This window comes from Acidovorax sp. Root217 (assembly GCF_001428645.1).
GTDB lineage: Bacteria > Pseudomonadota > Gammaproteobacteria > Burkholderiales > Burkholderiaceae_C > Acidovorax.
Window position 1 is genome coordinate 152,726 of the sequence record NZ_LMIH01000003.1, and the last position, 20,713, is coordinate 173,438.

The following is a 20,713-nucleotide window of genomic DNA, read 5'->3' on the forward strand; positions in this document are numbered from 1 at the left end:
TCCCGACCTCTGCAAAGGCATGCAGTCACTAACAAAGCAAAGGACCACAGCAACTCCGGTCCAGCTCTTGCTTGCAGCTTCCCTTTTCAGAACCCTGCACCCTCCATGAACATCACCATCCTCCCCCAGACCGCCACCCTGCAAGGTCTGGAGAGCCAAGGCCCCGCAGCCCGCCCCCTGACCCAACCCCCCGCTCAGTTCAGCGGTATCGACGTCGACCTCGTGGGCGCCGGCGGCAACGCCACCGGCATCTGGGAATCCACCCCCGGCCGCTTCGCGCGCCACCTGCCCAATGCCGAAGTCATGCACATCCTGGCAGGCTCCTGCACCTTCACCCCCACCGATGGCTCGCCGCAGGATTTCCGCGCGGGCGACACCGTCTTCTTCCCGGCCCACACCACGGGCGAGTGGCATGTGCACGAAACGCTGCGCAAGGTCTATGTGCTGATGGCAGTGCCACAGGTTGCAGCCTGACGAGGCACCTGCAAACGGGTGCGCCAGCGTGTTGTTCCGGGGTGAGGGCTGTCAGGATTTGCGTGTGGGTGCCACCACCGCCAGGGGCGGTGTGGCGCCACCAGGCCCATCGGCCTTTGCCTGCGCAGCCCCCGCATCCCGGCAGGGCGTGAACATGTCCTGCTCCGGCTGGTAGGCCCCCGTCTGCACATCCATCAGCCCCAGCACCGAGTGGAAGTAGTGGTCGTGCGTGATGCGCCGCTCGCGCAGGTCCTTCTGCAGGCAACCCGTGCTGGCGCCGATGCGCGACTGCATGGCGGGCGAAAGCCAGGTGATCCAGGGCACGTGCTTTTGCACATCGGGCGCAATCGAATAGGGCAGGCCGTGCAGGTAGATGTTGTTCTCACCCAGTGATTCGCCATGGTCGGCCACGTACACCATGGCCGTCTGGGCCGTGGCGTCCTGCCGGCCCAGCCACTGCAGCACACCGTCGAGAAAACGGTCCGTCTCGACCACGCTGTTGTCATAGGCGTTCACCACCTGCTGGCGGTCGCACTCCTGCAGCGCGGTGGATGTGCATTCGGGTGCAAACTTCTTGGCATCGGGCGCAGAGCGCTTGAAGTACGCCGGCCCATGGCTGCCCAGCTGGTGCATCACCACCACCGTGCCGCGCTGGCGCTGCTCAGCCGGCAGCGCGGCAATGCGCGCGTCCAGGTCCTTGAGCATGATGCGGTCCAGGCACTCGCCCTTGTGGGCGCACAGCTCGGGGTCTTTCAGGTTGGCGGTGTTGGTGTCGCCCAGGCGGTCGCACACGCCCTTGCAGCCCGACTGGTTGTCCAGCCACAGCACAGCCAGGCCGGCATGGTGCAGCACGTCGATCAGGCTCTCGAAGTTGGCCGATCGCCCCTCGTAGCCGCTCTTGCCCAGGTGCGAGAACATGCACGGCACCGATGCCGCCGTGCTGGTGCCGCACGACCACGCATTGCCCGCACTCACCAGCTCCTTGCTGCGCGCCGACAGCAGTGGCGTGGTGTCGCGTGCATAACCGTTGATGCCGAAATTGCCACTGCGCCCGGTCTCGCCCAGCACCAGCACCAGCAGCGGCGGCTTGGCCTGGCCCGCGTAGCTGGCGCCCAGGTGGGCATCGCGGCCCACGGGCACCAGGGTGCGGTTGTCGATGCGAAACGGCTTGGCCGCCACGTTGCCCAGCGCGTACACGCTGTTGAGCGGGTTGATCAGGTAGCGCAGTTTGGTGTGGTTGCGCATGGTGGACGAGAAATCCTGAAACACCATCAGCAGGCTCGCCACGATGACCACGATGGAGCCCGCCAGCAGCAAGCCGTTGTGCGCCACCTGCTTGATCGGCGACAGGCGCCGCACCGGCGTACGCACCAGCCACACCAGCGGCGGTGCTGCCAGCGCCGCCACAGTGACCAGCATGCGCAGGCTCAGCAGATCGCCCGCCTCGTGCACGTCGGTCTGCAGCACGTTGGTGAGCATGCTCGCGTCGATGGCAATGCCAAAGGCCAGCATGAAATAGGCGCCAAATGCCGCCATCACAACCAGCAGGGCGGCAGCGGGCTTGAGCGTCCAGCGCCAGGCCAGCAGGGCCAGCAGCCCGGCGTTGCCCGCAGTGACGATGGCCCCGAATGCCAGCGCAAAGCCCCAGCCGCGCAGGCTGCCGTGGCCCGGCAGCGCAGCCACCTCGCGCCACAGCGGCACGTTGCACACGGTGGCCAGCCACAGGCTGATCAGCAGCACCACCCAGGCCGGGTGCAGCGCCTGCGGCGGTGCCGTGGGGCTGGGGCTGGCAGCATGTGGGGCGGAAGAAGAGGGCGGCAGGGGCCGCAGCTGCGGCAGGGTCAGGCGCATGAAGAGGAGTCTCCATGCCCAGGACTTACCAACGCATTACCGCACCGCCGCACCTGCCCCGTTGTGGGGTGGGTGCCGTGGCCGGGCGTCGCTTCAGGTAAGGGGTGCCGCGGGTGCGGCAGCGTCTTGGGCATGGAGGGGAGTCTCCCGCCCGAGACTTAAGGGCACATTAATGCGCCATCACTTGCACCATATCCATCAGATTGATGGGGGCTCCCGCCTGTTCACCGGGTACCCAGCTGTCCCGCATGGTGCGCCAGGTGGTCCGCCATGAAGCTCTGGATGAAGTAGTACCCGTGGTCATAGCCCGCATGCTGGCGCAGCGTGAGTGGCTGGCCAATGGCCTTGCACGCCGCCTCGAACAGCTCAGGGTGCAACTGCGTGGGCAAGAACTTGTCGGCCAGCCCCTGGTCGATCAGAATGCCCGCCGGGTAGGGCGCGATGGGGTGGTTCTGCATCAGCACCGTGGCATCGTGCTCGATCCAGGCCGTGCGGTCCGCACCCAGGTAGCCGGTGAAGGCCTTCTCGCCCCAGGGGCACTGCGTGGGCGCGCAGATCGGCGCAAACGCCGACAGGCTCTTGAACCGCCCCGGGTGGCGCAGCGCCAGCGTCAGCGCGCCATGCCCGCCCATCGAGTGGCCAAAGATGCCCAGGCGCCCGCCGTCCACAGGCAACTGCTCCAGCACCTGCGGCAGCAGCTCCTTCACCAGATAGCTCTCCATGCGCCAGTGGCGCGCCCAGGGCTCCGCCGTGGCGTCCAGGTAAAAGCCCGCACCCACGCCAAAGTCCCAACTCTCGGCCTCGCCCGGCACGTTGGCGCCGCGCGGGCTGGTATCGGGCGCTATCAGCGCCAGCCCCAGCTCGGCCGCCAGGCGCTGGGCCCCGGCCTTGACCATGAAGGTCTCTTCCGTGCAGGTCAGCCCCGCCAGGTACAGCAGGGCCGGCACGGGCCCTTGTTGTGCCTGCGGCGGCAGGTAGACCGAGAACTTCATCGGCAGCCCGATCTCGGTGGATGCGTGCTGATAGAAGCGCTGCACGCCGCCAAAGCAGGCGTGCTCGCTGAGCAGTTCAAACGACGTGGTCATAAGCGCCAAGCCTCACGCCGCGTATTTCACGACGGAGCGGATGGACTTGCCTTCGTGCATCAAATCGAAAGCCTCGTTGATGTCCTTCAGCCCCATGGTGTGCGTCACAAACGGCTCCAGCTGGATCTTGCCGGCCATCGCGTCTTCCACCATGCCGGGCAGCTCGCTGCGGCCCTTCACGCCGCCAAACGCCGTGCCCATCCACTTGCGGCCCGTCACCAGCTGGAAGGGGCGGGTCGAGATCTCCTGGCCGGCCCCGGCCACGCCGATGATCACCGACTGGCCCCAGCCGCGGTGCGCGCATTCCAGCGCGGCACGCATCACGTTCACGTTGCCTATGCACTCGAAGCTGTGGTCCACGCCCCAGGTCGTCATCTCCACGATCACCTGCTGAATCGGCTTGTCATGGTCCTTGGGGTTCACGCAGTCGGTGGCGCCAAAGGTGCGGGCCAGGTCGAACTTGCTGGGGTTGGTGTCTACGGCGATGATGCGCCCGGCCTTGGCCAGCTTGGCGCCCTGTATCACCGCCAGGCCAATGCCGCCCAGGCCGAATACGGCCACCGTGTCACCCTCCTGCACCTTGGCCGTGTTCTTCACCGCGCCCAGGCCCGTGGTCACGCCGCAGCCCAGCAGGCACACCTGCTCGGGGTTGGCCTTGGGGTTGATCTTGGCCAGCGACACCTCGGCCACCACTGTGTACTCGCTGAAGGTCGAGCAGCCCATGTAGTGGTAGATCGGCTGGCCGTTGTAGCTAAAACGCGTCGTGCCATCGGGCATCACGCCCTTGCCCTGCGTGGCGCGCACCGCTACGCACAGGTTGGTCTTGCCGCTCTTGCAGAACAGGCACTCGCCGCACTCCGCCGTGTACAGCGGAATCACATGGTCGCCCGGCTTCACGCTGGTCACGCCTTCGCCCACCTCCACCACAATGCCCGCGCCCTCATGGCCCAGCACCACGGGGAACAGGCCCTCGGGGTCGTCACCGCTCAGGGTGAAGGCATCCGTGTGGCACACGCCTGTGTCGGTGATGCGGATCAGCACCTCGCCCTTCTTGGGCGGCGCCACGTCGATCTCGACGATCTGCAGGGGTTCTCCGGCCTTGAAGGCCACGGCGGCTTTGGATTTGATGGTCATGGTGTTGGGGTGATTGGTTGGTAAAGGGGAGGGCGAGCGGGGCTCTGCGGCCCGCATCGCGCGTGTTGACTTCGTGACTGTAGGCCATGTGCAGGGCTTCCCCAAACCCATGGCCGCAGACCTTGGGGGTATGGCCGAATTCAACGGTACATAGCCTTGGCGGACATCGGCCCCCGTATAGTCCATCGCTCTTTCCCTGCATTTGCGCGCCTCATGGACCACCCACAACACCACCACCCCGCCGGCAAGCCCCACCGCGTCGACCTCGTCGTCTACCCCGGCTTCAAGGCGCTGGAGGCCGTGGGCCCCATGTCCGTGTTCGACTACGCCAACGTGCACCTGCGCCAGCACGGCCGGCCCGACGGCTACGCCGTGCGCGTGGTGGCGGCCCAGGCCGGGGCCGTGCAGTCCGACACCCTGATGGCCCTGACCGCCACCCACACCCTGGCCGAGCTGGAGCAGCACCAAGGGAAGGAGGGCGGCACAGGCTGCACCGTGGTGCTGGTCGGCTCGCGCAACATCGAGCAGGTGCTGGCTGCTTCGCCCGACCTGGTCGCCTGGGCCGCCCGCGTGGCCCCGCGCGTGGACCGCATGATCGCCCTGTGCTCCGGCAGCTTCTTCCTCGCCGCCGCCGGCCTGCTCGACGGCCGGCGCGCCGCCACCCACTGGAGCGTGGCCGCCCTGCTGCGCCAGCGCTACCCCGCCATCGACGTGGACCCCGACGCCATCTACGTGCGCGACGGCCCGCTGTGGACATCGGCCGGCGTCACCGCCGGCATCGACTTGGCACTGGCCCTGGTGGAAGAAGATTTTGGCCACGCCCTGGCGCTGGAGGTGGCGCGCGACCTGGTCATGTACCTCAAGCGCCCCGGCGGGCAATCCCAGTTCAGCGTGCAACTGGCCAGCCAGGGCACCGCCCACCGCGACATCCAGGCCGTGCAGACCTGGGTGCTCGACCACCTGGCCGAACCCATGCCCCTGGCTGCGCTGGCCGCCCGCGCCACCATGAGCGAGCGGCACTTTCGCCGGGTGTTCGTGCAGGAGACGGGGCAGACGCCCTCGGCGTTTGTCGATGCCGCGCGGTTGGAAGGGGCGCGGCGGCTGCTGGAGTCAACCTCTCAGCCGCAGGCCGCACTGCCTCTCAAGACTATTGCCGCGCGCGTGGGCATGGGGTCGGAGCAGGCGCTGCGGCAGTTGTTCGTGCGGCAGTTGGGGGTTACGCCGCAGGCGTATCGGGAGAGGTTTGGGGGGCCGGGGAGGCGATGACTTAAGTATTGACTAATACTGGCCTTGACTGTTCATACACTTTGGAGTGCCTCCGAGGGATCTATGTATCTGTTGATAGGGTGGTCGCCAATTTCGACCTGGGAGCGCCGCATACATCTTTTTTCGGCATCCGTCCATAAATCGATTCCCGGGCATTCTGGCTTGGGTCAACGAATCATCCTGAACGCCCAAGATGCCACCTCGGCTAGACTCGTGGCATCTAGCTTGGGGTGATTTTATTGACGAAGGTAAAAAATGCTGTATTGTCCAAAATGTTTCTCTAGCAAAGTTCAAGCGATAGATTCAAAATGTCCTGACTGCGAGGCTCAATTTGGCTTCGCCACTCAACTCTGGCCAGTCAATAGCGAGGACATACCTCAGCTGTCAAAGCCACTTTCAGATCGATCACTTCGGCAACTCACTCCCGCACAGGTGGAAACCGTCCGACGCCGTTGGAGGCGCGATTCGACTTTTCTCGGATATCCTGACGCTGAGCGAGATACATCTCTGTCAGAGTGGTATTCGCATCTTTTGGTAAAGCCTGACTGGTTTAGCTCTGCTATTGCGGAGCAGGCAACAGTAATTGTGGGCCGGAAAGGTGCTGGCAAATCAGCTGTGAAATTAGCCAGTATGCATCAGCGAGCGGTTGGATCGCGGGTCCTGTGCATCGATATATCCGCGGATGAGTTGGCATCTATGCATGCAACAAAACTTGCCGAAGCGTCTACTAGGGGATTTGGTGCTGTAAACGATTGGATGCGAATTTTTGCGGACCTAATTGTCCGGCATGTTGCCAAAGATCTTAGTGGAAAACTGATCGCGGCGGATGACGAGATTGCTATTAGAGCATGGGCCAAGACTGAAGGAATTACTGAACGTGATTTTGGTGAACGACTCGTTGATGCTGTCAAGACTTTAGTTCCTTGGGCGAAGCAGCTTTCATCAGAACGCCAGGACTTGAAGGCCCATTCAGAAGAAAGATTCGCTCGCGTTGCTCAGGCGACCGAGTTTGTTCTCTATATTGATGACTTCGACAATCTTCAGGAAAATGCTAGCACGTCGAGTATTCGTTTGATCCGCGATGCGGTCGAGGCGGCAGATCGAATCACGCATCAGAATCAGGCAGCTAAAGTCCATCTTTTGATGCGTCAAGATCTTTGGCTGAGGCTGCGTCCAGGGTGGCACTATGCCGACAAAGTGGCGGGGGTCGTTCACCTGAACTGGACACAAGATGATCTTTTAAAATGGGCGGAAAAACGACTGAGGCGGGCTGTTGCGTTAGCGTTGGGGGTGGAGATTAAACTGATCAGGGCTAGGTTTGATGAACTATGGCAGATTTTTTTTCCCGATATCGTTGAATTAAGAAATGACAAGGTGAGTTCGTCATTTCATTATATCGTCAGACGAACGATGTATACTCCGCGTGGACTTCGACAGTTCATAAAACTCACCATAGAAAGTGCCGACCGTCTGCCCGTAACACTCACTGATATCGAAACGGGCGAATGGACATTTTCCAGCGATCAATTGGAATTTTTGAAAACTGAGTTCGGTGGACTTTGTTATGGACTTGACATTTGTCTGCAATCCTTCACAGGAAAGCCTCAAGAGTGGATTTCTTCCGATCTCTATAAGCATCTGAATGGGCTTATCGGTAATGGTCAGGTCCGTTTGGACGCAGGTGTATCGAATGGTGAGCCGGACGTCGCGCTGGCGCGATTTCTCTATCGAATTGGCTTCATGGAGGTTAGATATCCCGAGACGGGACGCTTTGAGGTTAGGGATGTCATGCGCCATCCCGAGCACTGGAAAAGTATAAGAAAAGACGATGCCGTGAAGTGGGCGGTCCGTAGTGCTTTTTTCCTTTCTTTGCGCTCTCACCGCAGTTGAATCAGCCGCCTTTTTGGTTTCAATTGGATTGCAATGTATGCAACATGATCGCCCCAGTGCTGATTCAAGGATTCTGATGGATTGATCTGCAGCATTCTTGGTAAGAGGTATCTGAAGTTCAACCTAGTCTGCTCCAACAAGGCAGGGGTGCCCAGTTCGTGATGGGGCTATCAGCCGGGGTGGCTTCGCTTCAGAGGGGTGCGCTCCGGGCTCGAAGAGGCTATCGCCTTGAGCGCGCCCCATTGCATATAAAAAAAGCCCGCCGAAGCGGGCTTTCCTGTCTGCGCCAAGAAGACCGAAGCCTTCCCAGCGCAAGCGCTAAACGCTCAGCGCTTGTCCAACGCCGGCACATCCCGGCGCACAGAGCCCGTGAACAGCTGGCGTGGGCGGCCGATCTTGTACTCGGGGTCGCCGATCATTTCGTTCAGCTGGGCGATCCAGCCGACGGTGCGGGCCAGGCTGAAGATGCCGGTGAACAAATTCACGGGGATGCCGATGGCGCGCTGCACGATGCCGGAGTAGAAGTCCACGTTCGGGTAGAGCTTGCGCTGCACGAAGTAGTCGTCTTCCAGGGCGATCTTTTCCAGTTCCTTGGCCAGCTTGAACAGCGGGTCGTTTTCCAGGCCCAGTTCGGCCAGCACTTCGTTGCAGGTTTCCTGCATGAGCTTGGCGCGGGGGTCGTAGTTCTTGTACACGCGGTGGCCAAAGCCCATGAGCTTGACGCCGGAGTTCTTGTCCTTGACCTGCTTGATGAACTCGCCGATCTTTTCCACGCCACCCTGGGCCTGGATGTCGTACAGCATGTTCAGGGCTGCTTCGTTGGCGCCGCCGTGGGCAGGGCCCCAGAGGCAGGCCACGCCGGCGGCGATGGCTGCAAACGGGTTGGTGCCCGACGAGCCGCACAGGCGCACGGTGGAGGTCGATGCGTTCTGCTCGTGGTCTGCGTGCAGGATGAAGATGCGGTCCAGCGCGCGTTCCAGCACGGGGTTGACCTTGTACTCTTCGCAGGGCGTGCCGAACATCATGCGCAGGAAGTTGCCTGCGTAGCTCAGGTTGTTCTGCGGGTACATGTAGGGCTGGCCCACACCGTACTTGTACGCCATGGCCACCAGGGTGGGCATCTTGGCGATCAGGCGGATGGCAGCGATCTCGCGGTGCTGCGGGTTGTTGATGTCCGTGCTGTCATGGTAGAAGGCCGACAGGGCGCCCACCAGGCCGGTCAGCACCGCCATGGGGTGCGCGTCACGGCGGAAGCCACGCAGGAAGAACTGCATCTGCTCGTTGACCATGGTGTGGTTGGTCACGCGGCTGGTGAAGTCGGTCTTCTGCGCTTCGTTGGGCAGGTCACCGTACAGCAGCAGGTGGCAGGTTTCCAGGAAGTCGCAGTTCTGGGCCAACTGCTCAATGGGGTAGCCGCGGTACAGCAGTTCGCCCTTGTCGCCATCGATGTACGTGATGGCCGACTGGGTCGCTGCCGTCGACAGGAAGCCCGGGTCATAGGTGAACATGCCCGTTTGCGCGTACAGCTTGCGGATGTCGATGACATCCGGGCCAATGCTGCCCTGGTAGACCGGCAGGTCCACGCTGGGGCTGCCGTTACTGAACGACAGGGTGGCTTTGTTGTCAGCTAGCTTCATTGTTACTTTCCTTGGGTAGGTGGTTTGCCGGAATTCCGGTGGTAAGGGGCCCTGTCTCCAGGTCAGGCCCGGGGCCGCGCTGCGCCACCACTGAGCCGCAGCATGCCGAGTACTTCACGCACTTCTTCTGTATCGAGGGGACCTTCGGGCTCGCGGCGGGCGAGCACCAGGTCCAAAAGGTCGTTGTCCGCCAGGTCCATCAGCGTGGTCATGCCCTGGGCCTGGCGCCAGTTGATGCTCGCCCCGTGCAGCGCGAAGAAGTTCTCGATGTAGAGATCGTTCTCCAGCAGGCCGCGGCGCGAGCGCCAGTGCAGCTTGGCGCGCTCGCGGTCGTCCAGCAGGTCAGTGGGCTCCGGCAGGACGGGGGTCGAGGTGTCTTCGGACATGGTGTCGATGGTGCTCTGTACAGGGTCAGACAGTGCGGCGCACCATCAGTTCCTTGATCTTGCCGATGGCCATCGTGGGGTTCAGGCCCTTGGGGCACACGTCCACGCAGTTCATGATGGTGTGGCAGCGGAACAGGCGGTACGGGTCTTCCAGGTTGTCCAGGCGCTCCGCCGTGGCTTCGTCGCGGCTGTCGGCGATGAAGCGGTAGGCCTGCAGCAGGCCGGCGGGGCCCACGAACTTGTCGGGGTTCCACCAGAAGCTGGGGCAGCTGGTGGAGCAGCTGGCGCACAGAATGCACTCGTACAGGCCGTTGAGCTCTTCGCGCTCTTCGGGGCTCTGCAGGCGTTCCTTCTCGGGGGCCAGGTCCTCGGTGATGAGGTACGGCTTGATCGAGTTGTACTGCTTGAAGAACTGCGTCATGTCCACGATCAGGTCGCGGATGACTGGCAGGCCGGGCAGGGGCTTCAGAACAATGGTGCCCTTGAGGGTGTTCATGTTCGTGAGGCACGCCAGGCCGTTCTTGCCGTTGATGTTCATCGCGTCCGAGCCGCAGACGCCTTCGCGGCACGAACGGCGGAACGACAGCGAGGGGTCTTGCTCCTTGAGCTTGACCAGTGCGTCCAGCAGCATGCGCTCATGGCCGTCGAGTTCGATCTCGATGGTCTGCATGTAGGGCTTGGCGTCTTTGTCCGGGTCGTAGCGGTAGATTTGAAAGGTGCGCTTCATGTTGTTCTTTCGTGAGGCTGCTGGATCTTCAGAACGTACGGACCTTGGGAGGCACGCTGTCCACCGTCAGGGGCTTGAGGTTCACAGGCTTGTAGGTCAGGCTGTTGTTCGCGCTGTGCCACAGGGTGTGCTTCATCCACTCCTTGTCGTTGCGGCCCAGCGGGAACTCGGCGTGGTCGGCAGGGTGCTCGTAGTCGTACACCGTGTGCGCGCCACGGCATTCGCGGCGGGCCGCGGCCGAGGTCATCGTGGCCTGGGCCACTTCGATCAGGTTGTCGACTTCCAGCGCTTCCATGCGGGCCGTGTTCCAGACCTTGGACTTGTCCTTCAGGGTCACGCCGCTCACGCGTTCGCGGATGGCGTTGATCTTGACCGTGCCTTCGTCCATGCTGACCTGCGTGCGGAACACGCCGGCGTGCTGCTGCATGCTTGCACGGATGTCGTTGGCGACGTCTTGCGCGTAGATGCCTTCGGTGGAGTCCTGCAGCTGGTTCAGGCGCGCCAGGGTGCGTTCTGCACCGTCAGCGGGCACGGCCAGGTTGTCGCCAAAGCCCTTCACGTAGCTCACGATGTGCTTGCCGGCCGACTTGCCGAAGACCAGCAGGTCCAGCAGCGAGTTGGTGCCCAGGCGGTTGGCGCCGTGCACCGACACGCACGAGCATTCGCCCACGGCGTAGAGGCCGTTGACCACATTGTTCTGCTGGCCGTCGTGCACCACGACCTGGCCGTTGATGTTGGTGGGGATGCCACCCATCTGGTAGTGAATGGTGGGCACCACAGGGATCGGTTCCTTGGTGATGTCCACGTTGGCGAAGTTGTGGCCGATCTCTTCCACCGATGGCAGGCGCTTGCGGATGGTGTCCGCACCCAGGTGGTCGAGCTTCATCAGGATGTAGTCCTTGTTCGGACCACAGCCACGGCCTTCCTTGATTTCCTGGTCCATCGAGCGCGACACGAAGTCACGCGGTGCCAGGTCTTTCAGGGTGGGCGCATAGCGCTCCATGAAGCGTTCGCCATTGCTGTTGAGCAGAATAGCGCCTTCGCCGCGGCAGCCTTCGGTCAGCAGCACGCCTGCGCCGGCCACGCCGGTGGGGTGGAACTGCCAGAACTCCATGTCCTGCAGCGGGATGCCGGCACGCGCCGCCATGCCCAGGCCGTCGCCGGTGTTGATGAAGGCGTTGGTCGATGCTGCAAAGATGCGGCCCGCGCCACCGGTGGCCAGCAGCACGGCCTTGGCGTGCAGCTCGTACAGGTCGCCGGTTTCCAGCTCCAGCGCGGTCACGCCGACCACGTCGCCCTGGGTGTTGCGGATCAGGTCCAGCGCCATCCACTCCACGAAGAAGTTGGTCTTGGACTTCACGTTCTGCTGGTACAGCGTGTGCAGCATGGCGTGGCCGGTGCGGTCGGCCGCGGCGCAGGCGCGCTGCACGGGCTTTTCGCCGTAGTTGGCGGTGTGGCCGCCGAAGGGACGCTGGTAGATGGTGCCGTCGGGGTTGCGGTCGAACGGCATGCCGAAGTGTTCGAGCTCGATCACCACGTTGGGTGCTTCGCGGCACATGAACTCGATGGCGTCCTGGTCGCCCAGCCAGTCAGAGCCCTTGATGGTGTCGTAGAAGTGGTAGTGCCAGTTGTCTTCGCTCATGTTGCCCAGCGATGCGGACACGCCGCCCTGCGCTGCAACCGTGTGCGAGCGGGTGGGGAACACCTTGGACAGGCAGGCCACGTTCAGGCCGGCGCGGGACAGTTCCAGCGAGGCGCGCATGCCGGAGCCGCCGGCACCGACGATGACGACGTCGAACTTGCGCTTGGTGATGTTAGCTTTGGAGTAGCTCATTTGTTGTTTGCCTTCAGTCGCGGGGGATCGGTATCAGAGACGCCACAGAACCTGGATGCCCCAGCCGGCGCAGCCGACGAGCCAGACGATGGTGAAAACCTGCAGTGCCAGGCGAATGCCCACGGGCTTGACGTAGTCCATCAGGACTTCGCGCACCCCGACCCAGACGTGCCAGGCCAACGCAATGATCACGGTGAAGGTCAGCACCTTCATCCACTGGGCCGAGAAGATGCCGGCCCACTTGTCGTAGCCCATGGGGCCCTTGTTGAAGATCACCTGGGCCAGCAGGGCCACGGTGAACAGCGCCATCAGGATGGCGGTGACGCGCTGGCTGAGCCAGTCGCGCAGGCCGTAGTGGGCACCGACGACGATGCGCTTGGAACCGTAATTGACGGACATGGGTACTTTCCTCTTGTGCGGCGGTGTTTGCTGCGGAATGGCAGCGGTCACCGCTTTTTTTATGGGGTGGTTATCGATCGATCAGTACAGGCCGAACAGCTTGGCGCCCAGCACCACGGCCAGCGTGATGCTGACCACGAAGACCACGATGGACGAGGTCTTGCCGAACTGCTTGTTCACGGCGCTGTGGCTCACGTCCATCCACAGGTGGCGCAGGCCGGCGGTGAAGTGGTGCAGGTACGACCAGATCAGCGCCAGGGCCACCAGCTTGATGAACCAGCCGGGCACGAAGCCGATGCCGATGCTGAAGGCCGCCGTGAACTTGGCGAACGAGATTTCGGACGACACCGAGGTGTCGAACATCCAGATGATGAAAGGCAGCAACAGGAACATGATCAGCCCGCTGCCGCGGTGCAGGATCGACACCCACGCTGCAGGGGTCATGCGGTAGGTGGTGAGGTCCTTGAAGGCATTGATGTTGCGGAATTCAGGCCGTTTTTTGGCGAGTTCGGTCATGTTTTGTGCTTTCGTGGATGTAACTGCTTTGTAATTTGGACATGCAAAGAACGCAAAATTCTATTGCAACGCAACACACACGGTTTCAAGTCGCCCCTAATGCCGACATTTCCGCTCGGTTGCCAGGGTAGTGTCAGCTCAGTTCATTACGGTAGTGGTGGGTGTCCGTGAGGTACAGCCCGCGCCGTAACTCCATGGGAACGTCGTTGTAGGTGTACGCAATGCGCTCCACGCTGAGCAACGGCGTGCCCGGTGCCACCATCAGCACCGCAGCCTGTTCGGCATCAGGCAGCACGGCGCGTATTTTCTCCTCGGCGCGCACCATGCGCACGCCGAAGTCGATTTCGAACATGGCGTAAGTAGGGCCTTCGTAGCTGGCCAGTTGGTCGGCCGTCAGCCCTTTGAAAGCCTGGCCCGGCAGCCAGATGTCTTCGAGAATGGTGGGCACGCCCGCAAACGACAGCACGCGCCGCGCCTGCATCACCGGGTCGGCGCTGCGCAGGGCCAGGGCGCGTGCCACGTCGGCACTGGCGCGCACGCGCTTGCAGTCGATCACCTGGCGCTGGGCGCGGCCCTCCACCCGGGCGTCGCCGGTGTCGGGCATGAGCTTCAAAAAGCGGTACTGCACATGCTGCTCGGCATGCGTGGCCACAAAGGTGCCCTTGCCCTGCCGGCGCATCACCAGGTTTTCTGCCGCCAGCTCGTCGATGGCCTTGCGCACCGTGCCCTGGCTCACGCGAAAGCGCGCGGCCAGGTCCATTTCGCTGGGGATGGCTTCGCCGGGCTTCCACTCGCCCTGCTGCAGGCTCTGCAGGATCAGGCCCTTGATCTGCTGGTACAGCGGGCTGAACGCCGGCGTGGCAGAGCCCGCGCCAGTCGTTGGCTGCGCAGGGGTGTCGGCGTTGAGCGGTAGCGAGGACATGGCAGTCGAAAAATGGGGCTGTGTCTGGGGGCGTGTGGTGCGCTGCGAACGGGCAGGCGCACACCTTCCCCAGGTTGCTTTTTCAGGGTCCTGATCATATCTTATATAAGACATAAGACAAATTGACCGGGGTATTGAATCGGCAGTACACTCCAAGGCTGTTTTGCGGGGCACGGGCTGCTGGTAACAGGCGCTGGTGCTTGCGTTGCACACACCCCCTGATTTCCTCACTTCCCTGGAGTTCTCACCATGAGCAAGAAGCCCGTTCGCGTAGCCGTCACCGGCGCCGCTGGTCAAATCGGTTACGCACTGCTGTTCCGTATCGCCTCCGGCGAAATGCTGGGCAAGGACCAGCCGGTCATTCTGCAACTGCTCGAAGTCCCTGTCGAAGGCCCCCAGAAGGCGCTCAAGGGCGTGATGATGGAGTTGGACGATTGCGCGTTCCCCCTGCTGGTCGGCATGGAAGCCCACAGCGACCCGATGACCGCCTTCAAGGACGCCGACTACGCCCTGCTGGTCGGTTCGCGCCCACGTGGCCCGGGCATGGAACGCGCCGAGCTGCTGGCCGTCAACGGCGCCATCTTCACGGCACAGGGCAAGGCCCTGAACGCCGTGGCCTCGCGCAACGTGAAGGTGCTGGTCGTCGGCAACCCTGCCAACACCAACGCCTACATCGCCATGAAGTCGGCACCTGACCTGCCACGCAAGAACTTCACCGCCATGCTGCGCCTGGACCACAACCGCGCTGCCAGCCAGATCGCTGCCAAGACCGGCAAGGCCGTGGCCGACATCGAAAAGCTGACCGTCTGGGGCAACCACTCGCCCACGATGTACGCCGACTACCGTTTCGCCACCATCAACGGCGAAAGCGTCGCCAAGATGATCAACGACCAGGAATGGAACGCCAACACCTTCCTGCCCACCGTGGGCAAGCGCGGCGCGGCCATCATCGAAGCACGCGGCCTGTCGTCGGCTGCCTCGGCTGCCAACGCCGCCATCGACCACATGCGCGACTGGGCCCTGGGCACCAACGGCAAGTGGGTCACCATGGGCATCCCATCGGACGGCCAGTACGGCATCCCCAAGGACACCATGTTCGGCTTCCCCGTCACCTGCGAAAACGGCGAGTACAAGCTGGTTGAAGGCCTGGAGATCGACGCCTTCTCGCAAGAGCGCATCGACAAGACCCTGGCCGAGCTGCAAGGCGAGCAAGACGGCGTCAAGCACCTGCTGTAATCATCCACAGGCAGGCTGTCGTACATGCTCGACTGGAACCCCGCGCTCTACCGCCGCTTCGAGGACGAGCGCACGCGCCCGGCCCAGGAGCTGCTGGCGCGGGTGCCCCTGGCCGACCTCTCCAGTGCCGCCCATGTGGTGGACCTGGGCTGTGGGCCAGGCAACTCCACCGAGCTGCTGGTGCAGCGCTTTCCAAAGGCGCGGGTCACCGGCATCGACACCTCCAAAGCCATGCTGGCCAGCGCGCGCGAGCGCCTGCCCGGCACGGCCTTTGAACAAGGCGACATCGCCACCTGGGTGCCCGCCGTGGCACCCGACCTGATTTACGCCAACGCCGCCCTGCAGTGGGTGGCGGGGCACGAAACCCTGGTTCCCCGGTTGTTCAGCCTGCTCGCCCCCGGCGGCGTGCTGGCCATCCAGATGCCCGACAACCGGCAGGAGCCTTCGCACCGCCTGATGCGTGACATCGCCGGGCAATCGCCCTGGCGCGAGCCGATCGGCGACGCCGATGCCGTGCGCACCGAACTGGCCACCATCGGCGGCTACTACGACATGCTGGCCAAGGAGGCTGCCCTGGTGGACGTGTGGCACACCGTCTACCAGCACGTCATGCCCACGGCCGGCGCCATCGTCGACTGGCTGCGCAGCACCGGCCTGCGGCCCTTCCTCGATCCGCTGTCGGATGAGTTGCGCGCCAGCTTCCTGGCCGAGTACGAGCGCCGCATCAGTGACGCCTACCCACTGCGCAGCGACGGCAACCGCCTGCTGGCCTTTCCGCGCATGTTCATCGTTGCGCAGCGCCCCGCACCATGAGCACTGTTGCCTCTCCCGCCCACCCCGCCAGCGTGCTGCTGGGCGCCCAGGCCGGTGCCAGCCGCCTTCCGGTGTGCGACCACTACAGCGGTGTGGAAGCGCGCATGCGCAAAAGCCTGCAGCTGCAGGCCGAGATGACCGCCGAGTTCGGCCACTGCGTGTTCGACGTCACGCTCGACTGTGAAGACGGTGCCCCCGTGGGCCAGGAGCGCGAGCACGCCGCCCTGGTCGCATCGCTGGCGCTTGGCGCCGCCGATGGCGCGCGCGTGGCGGCCCGCGTGCACACCGTGGACCACGCCGCCTTTGCCAACGACGTGGCCACCATTGCGGGTGAGGCAGGCCACCGCCTGTCGCACATCATGGTGCCCAAGGTCGAGTCGGTCGACGACGTGCTGCACGCGGAAAAGGCGCTGCTCGCCGCATCGGCCGGCCACCTGCCGCTGCACGTGCTGATCGAATCGCCCGCCGCCGTGCACCGCGCGTTCGAGATCGCCGCGCACCCGCGCGTGCAGAGCATCAGCTTCGGGCTTATGGATTTTGTCTCTGCGCACGGCGGGGCCATCCCTTCGTCGGCCATGGGTTCGCGTGGCCAGTTCGAGCACCCGCTGGTGGTGCGCGCCAAGCTCGAGATCGCCGCTGCCTGCCATGCCCACGGCAAGGTGCCATCGCACTGCGTGGTCACCGAATTCAACGACACCGCTGCCATGCAGGCCGCCGCCACCCGCGCCAGCGCGGAGCTGGGCTACACCCGCATGTGGAGCATCCACCCCGGCCAGATCCGCCCCATCCTGCAGGCCTTTGCGCCCCGGCAGGACGAGATCGACCTGTCCGCCCGCATCATTGCCGCTGCCGCGCAGGCCGACTGGGCGCCCATCAGCCACGATGGCACCCTGCACGACCGCGCCAGCTACCGCTACTACTGGCAGGTGCTTGACCGCGCCCACCAGACCGGGCGCGCATTGCCGCCCGAAGTGGCCCATTGGTTTGCTTCCCCCGCTCCCCACCACGACGCCTGAACCTTTTTTCCAGGACTTCCCCCATGAAATCACTGATCCTCACCTCCGCCCTGATGCTGGTGGCCCCTGGCCTTGCCCTGGCGCAGGCCGCAGCCGAGCCCGCCAAGAAGAGCGCGCCCGCCGCCAAGAAGGAAGCCGCACCGAAGAAGGAGGCTGCTGCGAAGCCAGCCGCCAAGCCCGCAGCCAAGTCGGCCGAAGCCAAGGAAAAGGCCCCGGCCAAGAAGACCGCCAAGGCCGAGCCCACGAGCAGCCGCCAGCAGCTCAACACGGCGGCCAACCAGGTCGCCACCGGCCTCATCGCCGCCGATGCCGCCCTGAGCCCTGAAGAACAGGCCATCGCCATGCGCGTGCACACCGGCCGCATCGCCTGCGAGCTGGGCGCCTTCGTCAACGTGACGGCCGACGCCGCCACGCCCGGCCGCTTCACCATCGAGGGCAAGGGCTTCAAGTACCACATGACCCCCGTGGTCACCAGCACTGGCGCCGTGCGCCTGGAAGACGCCAAGGGTGGCGCCGTGTGGCTGCAGATCGCCAACAAGTCCATGCTGATGAACCAGAAGCTGGGCCAGCGCCTGGCGGACGAGTGCATGAGCGCCGAGCAGACCCTGGTGGCCGAGGCCGCCAAGAAGGCACCGCCCCAGAGCGTGTTCGACCCCGCGCCTGCTGCCACGGCCACCGCCACCACCAAATAACCAGAATCCGACGAGACACGGCACCCCCGCGCCGCATGGCCCTTGCAGCCCCGGCGCCACCACCCCACTTTAGAACGCAACCGGAGAAAAATGATGTTGAAAGCCTACCGTGACCATGTGGCCGAGCGCGCCGCGCTGGGCATCCCACCGCTGCCCCTGACGGCCAAGCAGACCGGCGAGCTGGTCGAGCTGCTCAAGAACCCACCCCAAGGCGAAGAAGCCACGCTGGTGGACCTGATCACGCACCGCGTGCCTGCCGGTGTGGACGATGCTGCCAAGGTCAAGGCCAGCTACCTGGCTGCCGTGGCGCACGGTACCGAGGTGTGCACGCTGATCGGCCGTGAAAAGGCCACGCAGCTCTTGGGCACCATGCTGGGCGGCTACAACCTCACTCCCCTGATCGACCTGCTGGACGACGCGGCCGTGGCCTCCGTCGCCGCCGAAGCGCTCAAGAAGACGCTGCTGATGTTCGACCAGTTCCATGACGTCAAGGAAAAGGCCGACAAGGGCAACACCTTCGCCAAGTCCGTGCTGCAAAGCTGGGCCGACGCCGAGTGGTTCACCAGCCGCCCCGAAGTGCCGCAGAGCATCAAGCTCACCGTGCTCAAGGTCACCGGCGAAACCAACACCGACGACCTGTCGCCCGCGCCCGACGCCTGGAGCCGCCCCGACATCCCGCTGCATGCCCTGGCCATGCTCAAGAACAAGCGCGACGGCATCACGCCCGAAGAAGACGGCAAGCGCGGCCCCATCAAGTTCCTGGAAGACCTGCGCGCCAAGGGCAACCTGGTCGCCTACGTGGGCGACGTGGTGGGCACCGGCTCCAGCCGCAAGTCGGCCACCAACAGCGTGCTGTGGTTCACGGGTGAAGACATTCCGTTCGTGCCCAACAAGCGCTTCGGCGGCGTGTGCCTGGGCAGCAAGATCGCTCCCATCTTCTACAACACCATGGAAGACGCGGGCGCTCTGCCCATTGAGCTCGATGTGAGCCAGATGAACATGGGCGACGAGATCGAGCTGCTGCCCTACGCCGGCAAGGCGCTGAAGGACGGCCAGGTCGTTGCCGAGTTCACCGTCAAGAGCGACGTGCTGTTCGACGAAGTGCGCGCCGGTGGCCGCATTCCGCTGATCATCGGCCGTGGCCTCACCGCCAAGGCCCGCGAGGCCCTGGGCCTGGCACCTTCCACGCTGTTCCGCCTGCCGCAAGTGCCTGCCGCCACCGGCAAGGGCTTCACCCTGGCGCAAAAGATGGTTGGCCGCGCCTGCGGCCTGCCCGAAGGCCTGGGCGTGGTGCCCGGCACGTACTGCGAACCCCGCATGACCTCGGTCGGCTCGCAGGACACCACCGGCCCCATGACCCGCGACGAACTGAAGGACCTGGCCTGCCTGGGCTTCAGCTCCGACCTGGTGATGCAGTCCTTCTGCCACACGGCCGCCTACCCCAAGCCCGTGGACGTGAAGATGCACCACGAGCTGCCCGACTTCATCAGCACGCGCGGCGGCATCTCGCTCAAGCCCGGCGACGGCATCATCCACAGCTGGCTCAACCGCATGCTGCTGCCCGACACCGTGGGCACCGGCGGCGACTCGCACACGCGCTTCCCCATCGGCATCAGCTTCCCCGCCGGCTCCGGCCTGGTGGCGTTTGCTGCCGCCACGGGCGTGATGCCCCTGGATATGCCTGAATCGGTGCTGGTGCGCTTCAAGGGCAAGATGCAGCCTGGCGTCACGCTGCGCGACCTGGTGCACGCGATTCCGCTGTACGCCATCAAGGAAGGCCACCTCACCGTGGCCAAGCAGGGCAAGAAGAACATCTTCTCGGGCCGCATCCTTGAAATCGAAGGCCTGCCGGACATGAAGGTCGAGCAGGCGTTCGAGCTGTCCGACGCATCGGCCGAGCGCTCTGCCGCCGGCTGCACCGTGCGCCTGAACAAGGAGCCTGTGATCGAGTACATCAACTCGAACATCGTGCTGCTCAAGAACATGATCGCCCAGGGCTACGCCGACGCACGCACCATCGGCCGCCGCATCAAGGCCATGGAAGCCTGGCTGGCCAACCCCCAGCTGCTGGCCCCCGATGAGAACGCCGACTACGCCGCCATCATCGAGATCGACCTGGCCGAGATCACCGAACCCATCGTCTGCTGCCCCAACGACCCCGATGACGCCAAGACGCTGTCGGACGTGGCCGGCGCCGCGATCGACGAAGTGTTCATCGGCTCGTGCATGACCAACATCGGCCACTTCCGCGCAGCCTCCAAGCTGCTCGAAGGCAAGCGCGACATCCCCGTCAAGCTGTGGATGGCACCGCCCACGAAGATGGACGCGCACCAGCTCACCGAAGAAGGCCACTACGGCGTGTTCGGCGCGGCCGGCGCCCGCATGGAAATGCCCGGCTGCTCGCTGTGCATGGGCAACCAGGCGCAGGTGAAGGAGGGCGCCACCGTGATGTCCACCAGCACCCGCAACTTCCCCAACCGCCTGGGCAAGAACACCAACGTCTACCTGGGCTCGGCCGAACTCTCGGCCATCTGCTCCAAGCTGGGCCGCATTCCTTCCAAGGAAGAGTACCTGGCCGACATGGGTGTGCTCAACCAGAACGGCGACAAGATCTACAAGTACCTGAACTTCGACCAGATCGCCGAGTTCAAGGACGTGGCAGACGGCGTGGCCGCCTGATAGGTCAGCGGATCGCCCAGCCCCTTGCTGGGCTGGACATGGTCCCCAAAGAAAAACGGGCTCCCAGATGGGAGCCCGTTTTGCTTGGGGAGTGGGGAAACACTTCCACATGGTGGCGGCACCCACGACCGTGAGATACCACCACCATGGGAAGGC

At 64.0% G+C, this 20,713-nt stretch carries 18 protein-coding genes; 8 read left to right on the forward strand and 10 right to left on the reverse strand.

Annotation, left to right across the window (positions count from 1 at the left end; all coding sequences use genetic code 11):
- Positions 1–105 precede the first annotated feature (105 nt).
- Positions 106–474, forward strand: coding sequence for a cupin domain-containing protein (locus ASE31_RS01350; protein WP_057199736.1), 369 nt, complete (start codon positions 106–108; stop codon positions 472–474).
- A gap of 51 nt (positions 475–525) precedes the next feature.
- On the opposite strand, the gene ASE31_RS01355 is transcribed toward ASE31_RS01350, so the two are convergent.
- The 3 genes from ASE31_RS01355 to ASE31_RS01365 all read right to left on the reverse strand — a co-directional run bounded on the left by ASE31_RS01355 (position 526) and on the right by ASE31_RS01365 (position 4,538).
- Positions 526–2,325, reverse strand: coding sequence for a phosphoethanolamine transferase (locus tag ASE31_RS01355; RefSeq protein ID WP_057199737.1), 1,800 nt, complete (start codon positions 2,323–2,325; stop codon positions 526–528).
- Between the two features lie 224 nt (positions 2,326–2,549).
- Positions 2,550–3,410 (reverse strand): S-formylglutathione hydrolase, encoded by an 861-nt coding sequence (fghA, locus tag ASE31_RS01360; protein WP_057199738.1) that lies wholly within the window; start codon positions 3,408–3,410, stop codon positions 2,550–2,552.
- A gap of 12 nt (positions 3,411–3,422) precedes the next feature.
- Entirely contained in the window at positions 3,423–4,538 is a 1,116-nt protein-coding gene (locus ASE31_RS01365) for an S-(hydroxymethyl)glutathione dehydrogenase/class III alcohol dehydrogenase (RefSeq protein ID WP_057199766.1), read from the reverse strand.
- Positions 4,539–4,757: 219 nt separating this feature from the next.
- Here ASE31_RS01365 and ASE31_RS01370 point away from each other — a divergent pair, with 219 nt between their 5' ends.
- Entirely contained in the window at positions 4,758–5,810 is a 1,053-nt protein-coding gene (locus tag ASE31_RS01370) for a GlxA family transcriptional regulator (protein ID WP_057199739.1), read from the forward strand.
- Between the two features lie 432 nt (positions 5,811–6,242).
- Entirely contained in the window at positions 6,243–7,700 is a 1,458-nt protein-coding gene (locus tag ASE31_RS31400) for a P-loop ATPase, Sll1717 family (protein ID WP_157412293.1), read from the forward strand.
- Between the two features lie 326 nt (positions 7,701–8,026).
- Here the strand turns inward: ASE31_RS31400 and ASE31_RS01375 are convergent, their stop codons facing one another.
- From ASE31_RS01375 to ASE31_RS01405, 7 genes are all read right to left on the reverse strand, one after another.
- Positions 8,027–9,337: a citrate synthase gene (locus ASE31_RS01375; RefSeq protein ID WP_057199740.1), complete on the reverse strand. Its 1,311-nt coding sequence runs from the start codon at positions 9,335–9,337 to the stop codon at positions 8,027–8,029.
- Positions 9,338–9,399: 62 nt separating this feature from the next.
- On the reverse strand, positions 9,400–9,723 hold the full coding sequence (locus tag ASE31_RS01380) for a succinate dehydrogenase assembly factor 2 (protein ID WP_057199741.1): 324 nt from the start codon (positions 9,721–9,723) through the stop codon (positions 9,400–9,402).
- 25 nt (positions 9,724–9,748) lie between these two features.
- A complete protein-coding gene (locus tag ASE31_RS01385) occupies positions 9,749–10,450 on the reverse strand; it encodes a succinate dehydrogenase iron-sulfur subunit (RefSeq protein ID WP_057199742.1) in 702 nt (233 codons plus the stop codon).
- 28 nt (positions 10,451–10,478) lie between these two features.
- Positions 10,479–12,284 (reverse strand): succinate dehydrogenase flavoprotein subunit, encoded by a 1,806-nt coding sequence (gene sdhA / locus ASE31_RS01390; RefSeq protein ID WP_057199743.1) that lies wholly within the window; start codon positions 12,282–12,284, stop codon positions 10,479–10,481.
- 33 nt (positions 12,285–12,317) lie between these two features.
- Positions 12,318–12,683, reverse strand: coding sequence for a succinate dehydrogenase, hydrophobic membrane anchor protein (sdhD, locus tag ASE31_RS01395; protein WP_057199744.1), 366 nt, complete (start codon positions 12,681–12,683; stop codon positions 12,318–12,320).
- Between the two features lie 81 nt (positions 12,684–12,764).
- Positions 12,765–13,199 (reverse strand): succinate dehydrogenase, cytochrome b556 subunit, encoded by a 435-nt coding sequence (gene sdhC, locus ASE31_RS01400; protein WP_057199745.1) that lies wholly within the window; start codon positions 13,197–13,199, stop codon positions 12,765–12,767.
- 133 nt (positions 13,200–13,332) lie between these two features.
- Positions 13,333–14,121, reverse strand: coding sequence for a GntR family transcriptional regulator (locus ASE31_RS01405; RefSeq protein ID WP_057199746.1), 789 nt, complete (start codon positions 14,119–14,121; stop codon positions 13,333–13,335).
- 249 nt (positions 14,122–14,370) lie between these two features.
- Here ASE31_RS01405 and ASE31_RS01410 point away from each other — a divergent pair, with 249 nt between their 5' ends.
- From ASE31_RS01410 to acnB, 5 genes are all read left to right on the forward strand, one after another.
- The gene (locus tag ASE31_RS01410; protein WP_007848463.1) at positions 14,371–15,357 is read left to right on the forward strand and encodes a malate dehydrogenase; all 987 of its coding nucleotides are present in this window, start codon (positions 14,371–14,373) and stop codon (positions 15,355–15,357) included.
- A 24-nt stretch (positions 15,358–15,381) separates the two neighbouring features.
- Entirely contained in the window at positions 15,382–16,170 is a 789-nt protein-coding gene (tam, locus tag ASE31_RS01415) for a trans-aconitate 2-methyltransferase (protein ID WP_057199747.1), read from the forward strand.
- Complete coding sequence (locus tag ASE31_RS01420; protein ID WP_057199748.1) at positions 16,167–17,186, forward strand: CoA ester lyase; 1,020 nt, start codon at positions 16,167–16,169, stop codon at positions 17,184–17,186. Before tam ends, ASE31_RS01420 begins: the two co-directional genes overlap by 4 nt.
- Positions 17,187–17,209: 23 nt before the next feature.
- On the forward strand, positions 17,210–17,878 hold the full coding sequence (locus ASE31_RS01425; protein WP_057199749.1) for a hypothetical protein: 669 nt from the start codon (positions 17,210–17,212) through the stop codon (positions 17,876–17,878).
- A 93-nt stretch (positions 17,879–17,971) separates the two neighbouring features.
- Positions 17,972–20,557, forward strand: a complete 2,586-nt coding sequence (gene acnB, locus ASE31_RS01430; protein WP_057199767.1) for a bifunctional aconitate hydratase 2/2-methylisocitrate dehydratase — start codon at positions 17,972–17,974, stop codon at positions 20,555–20,557.
- Positions 20,558–20,713: the final 156 nt, after the last annotated feature.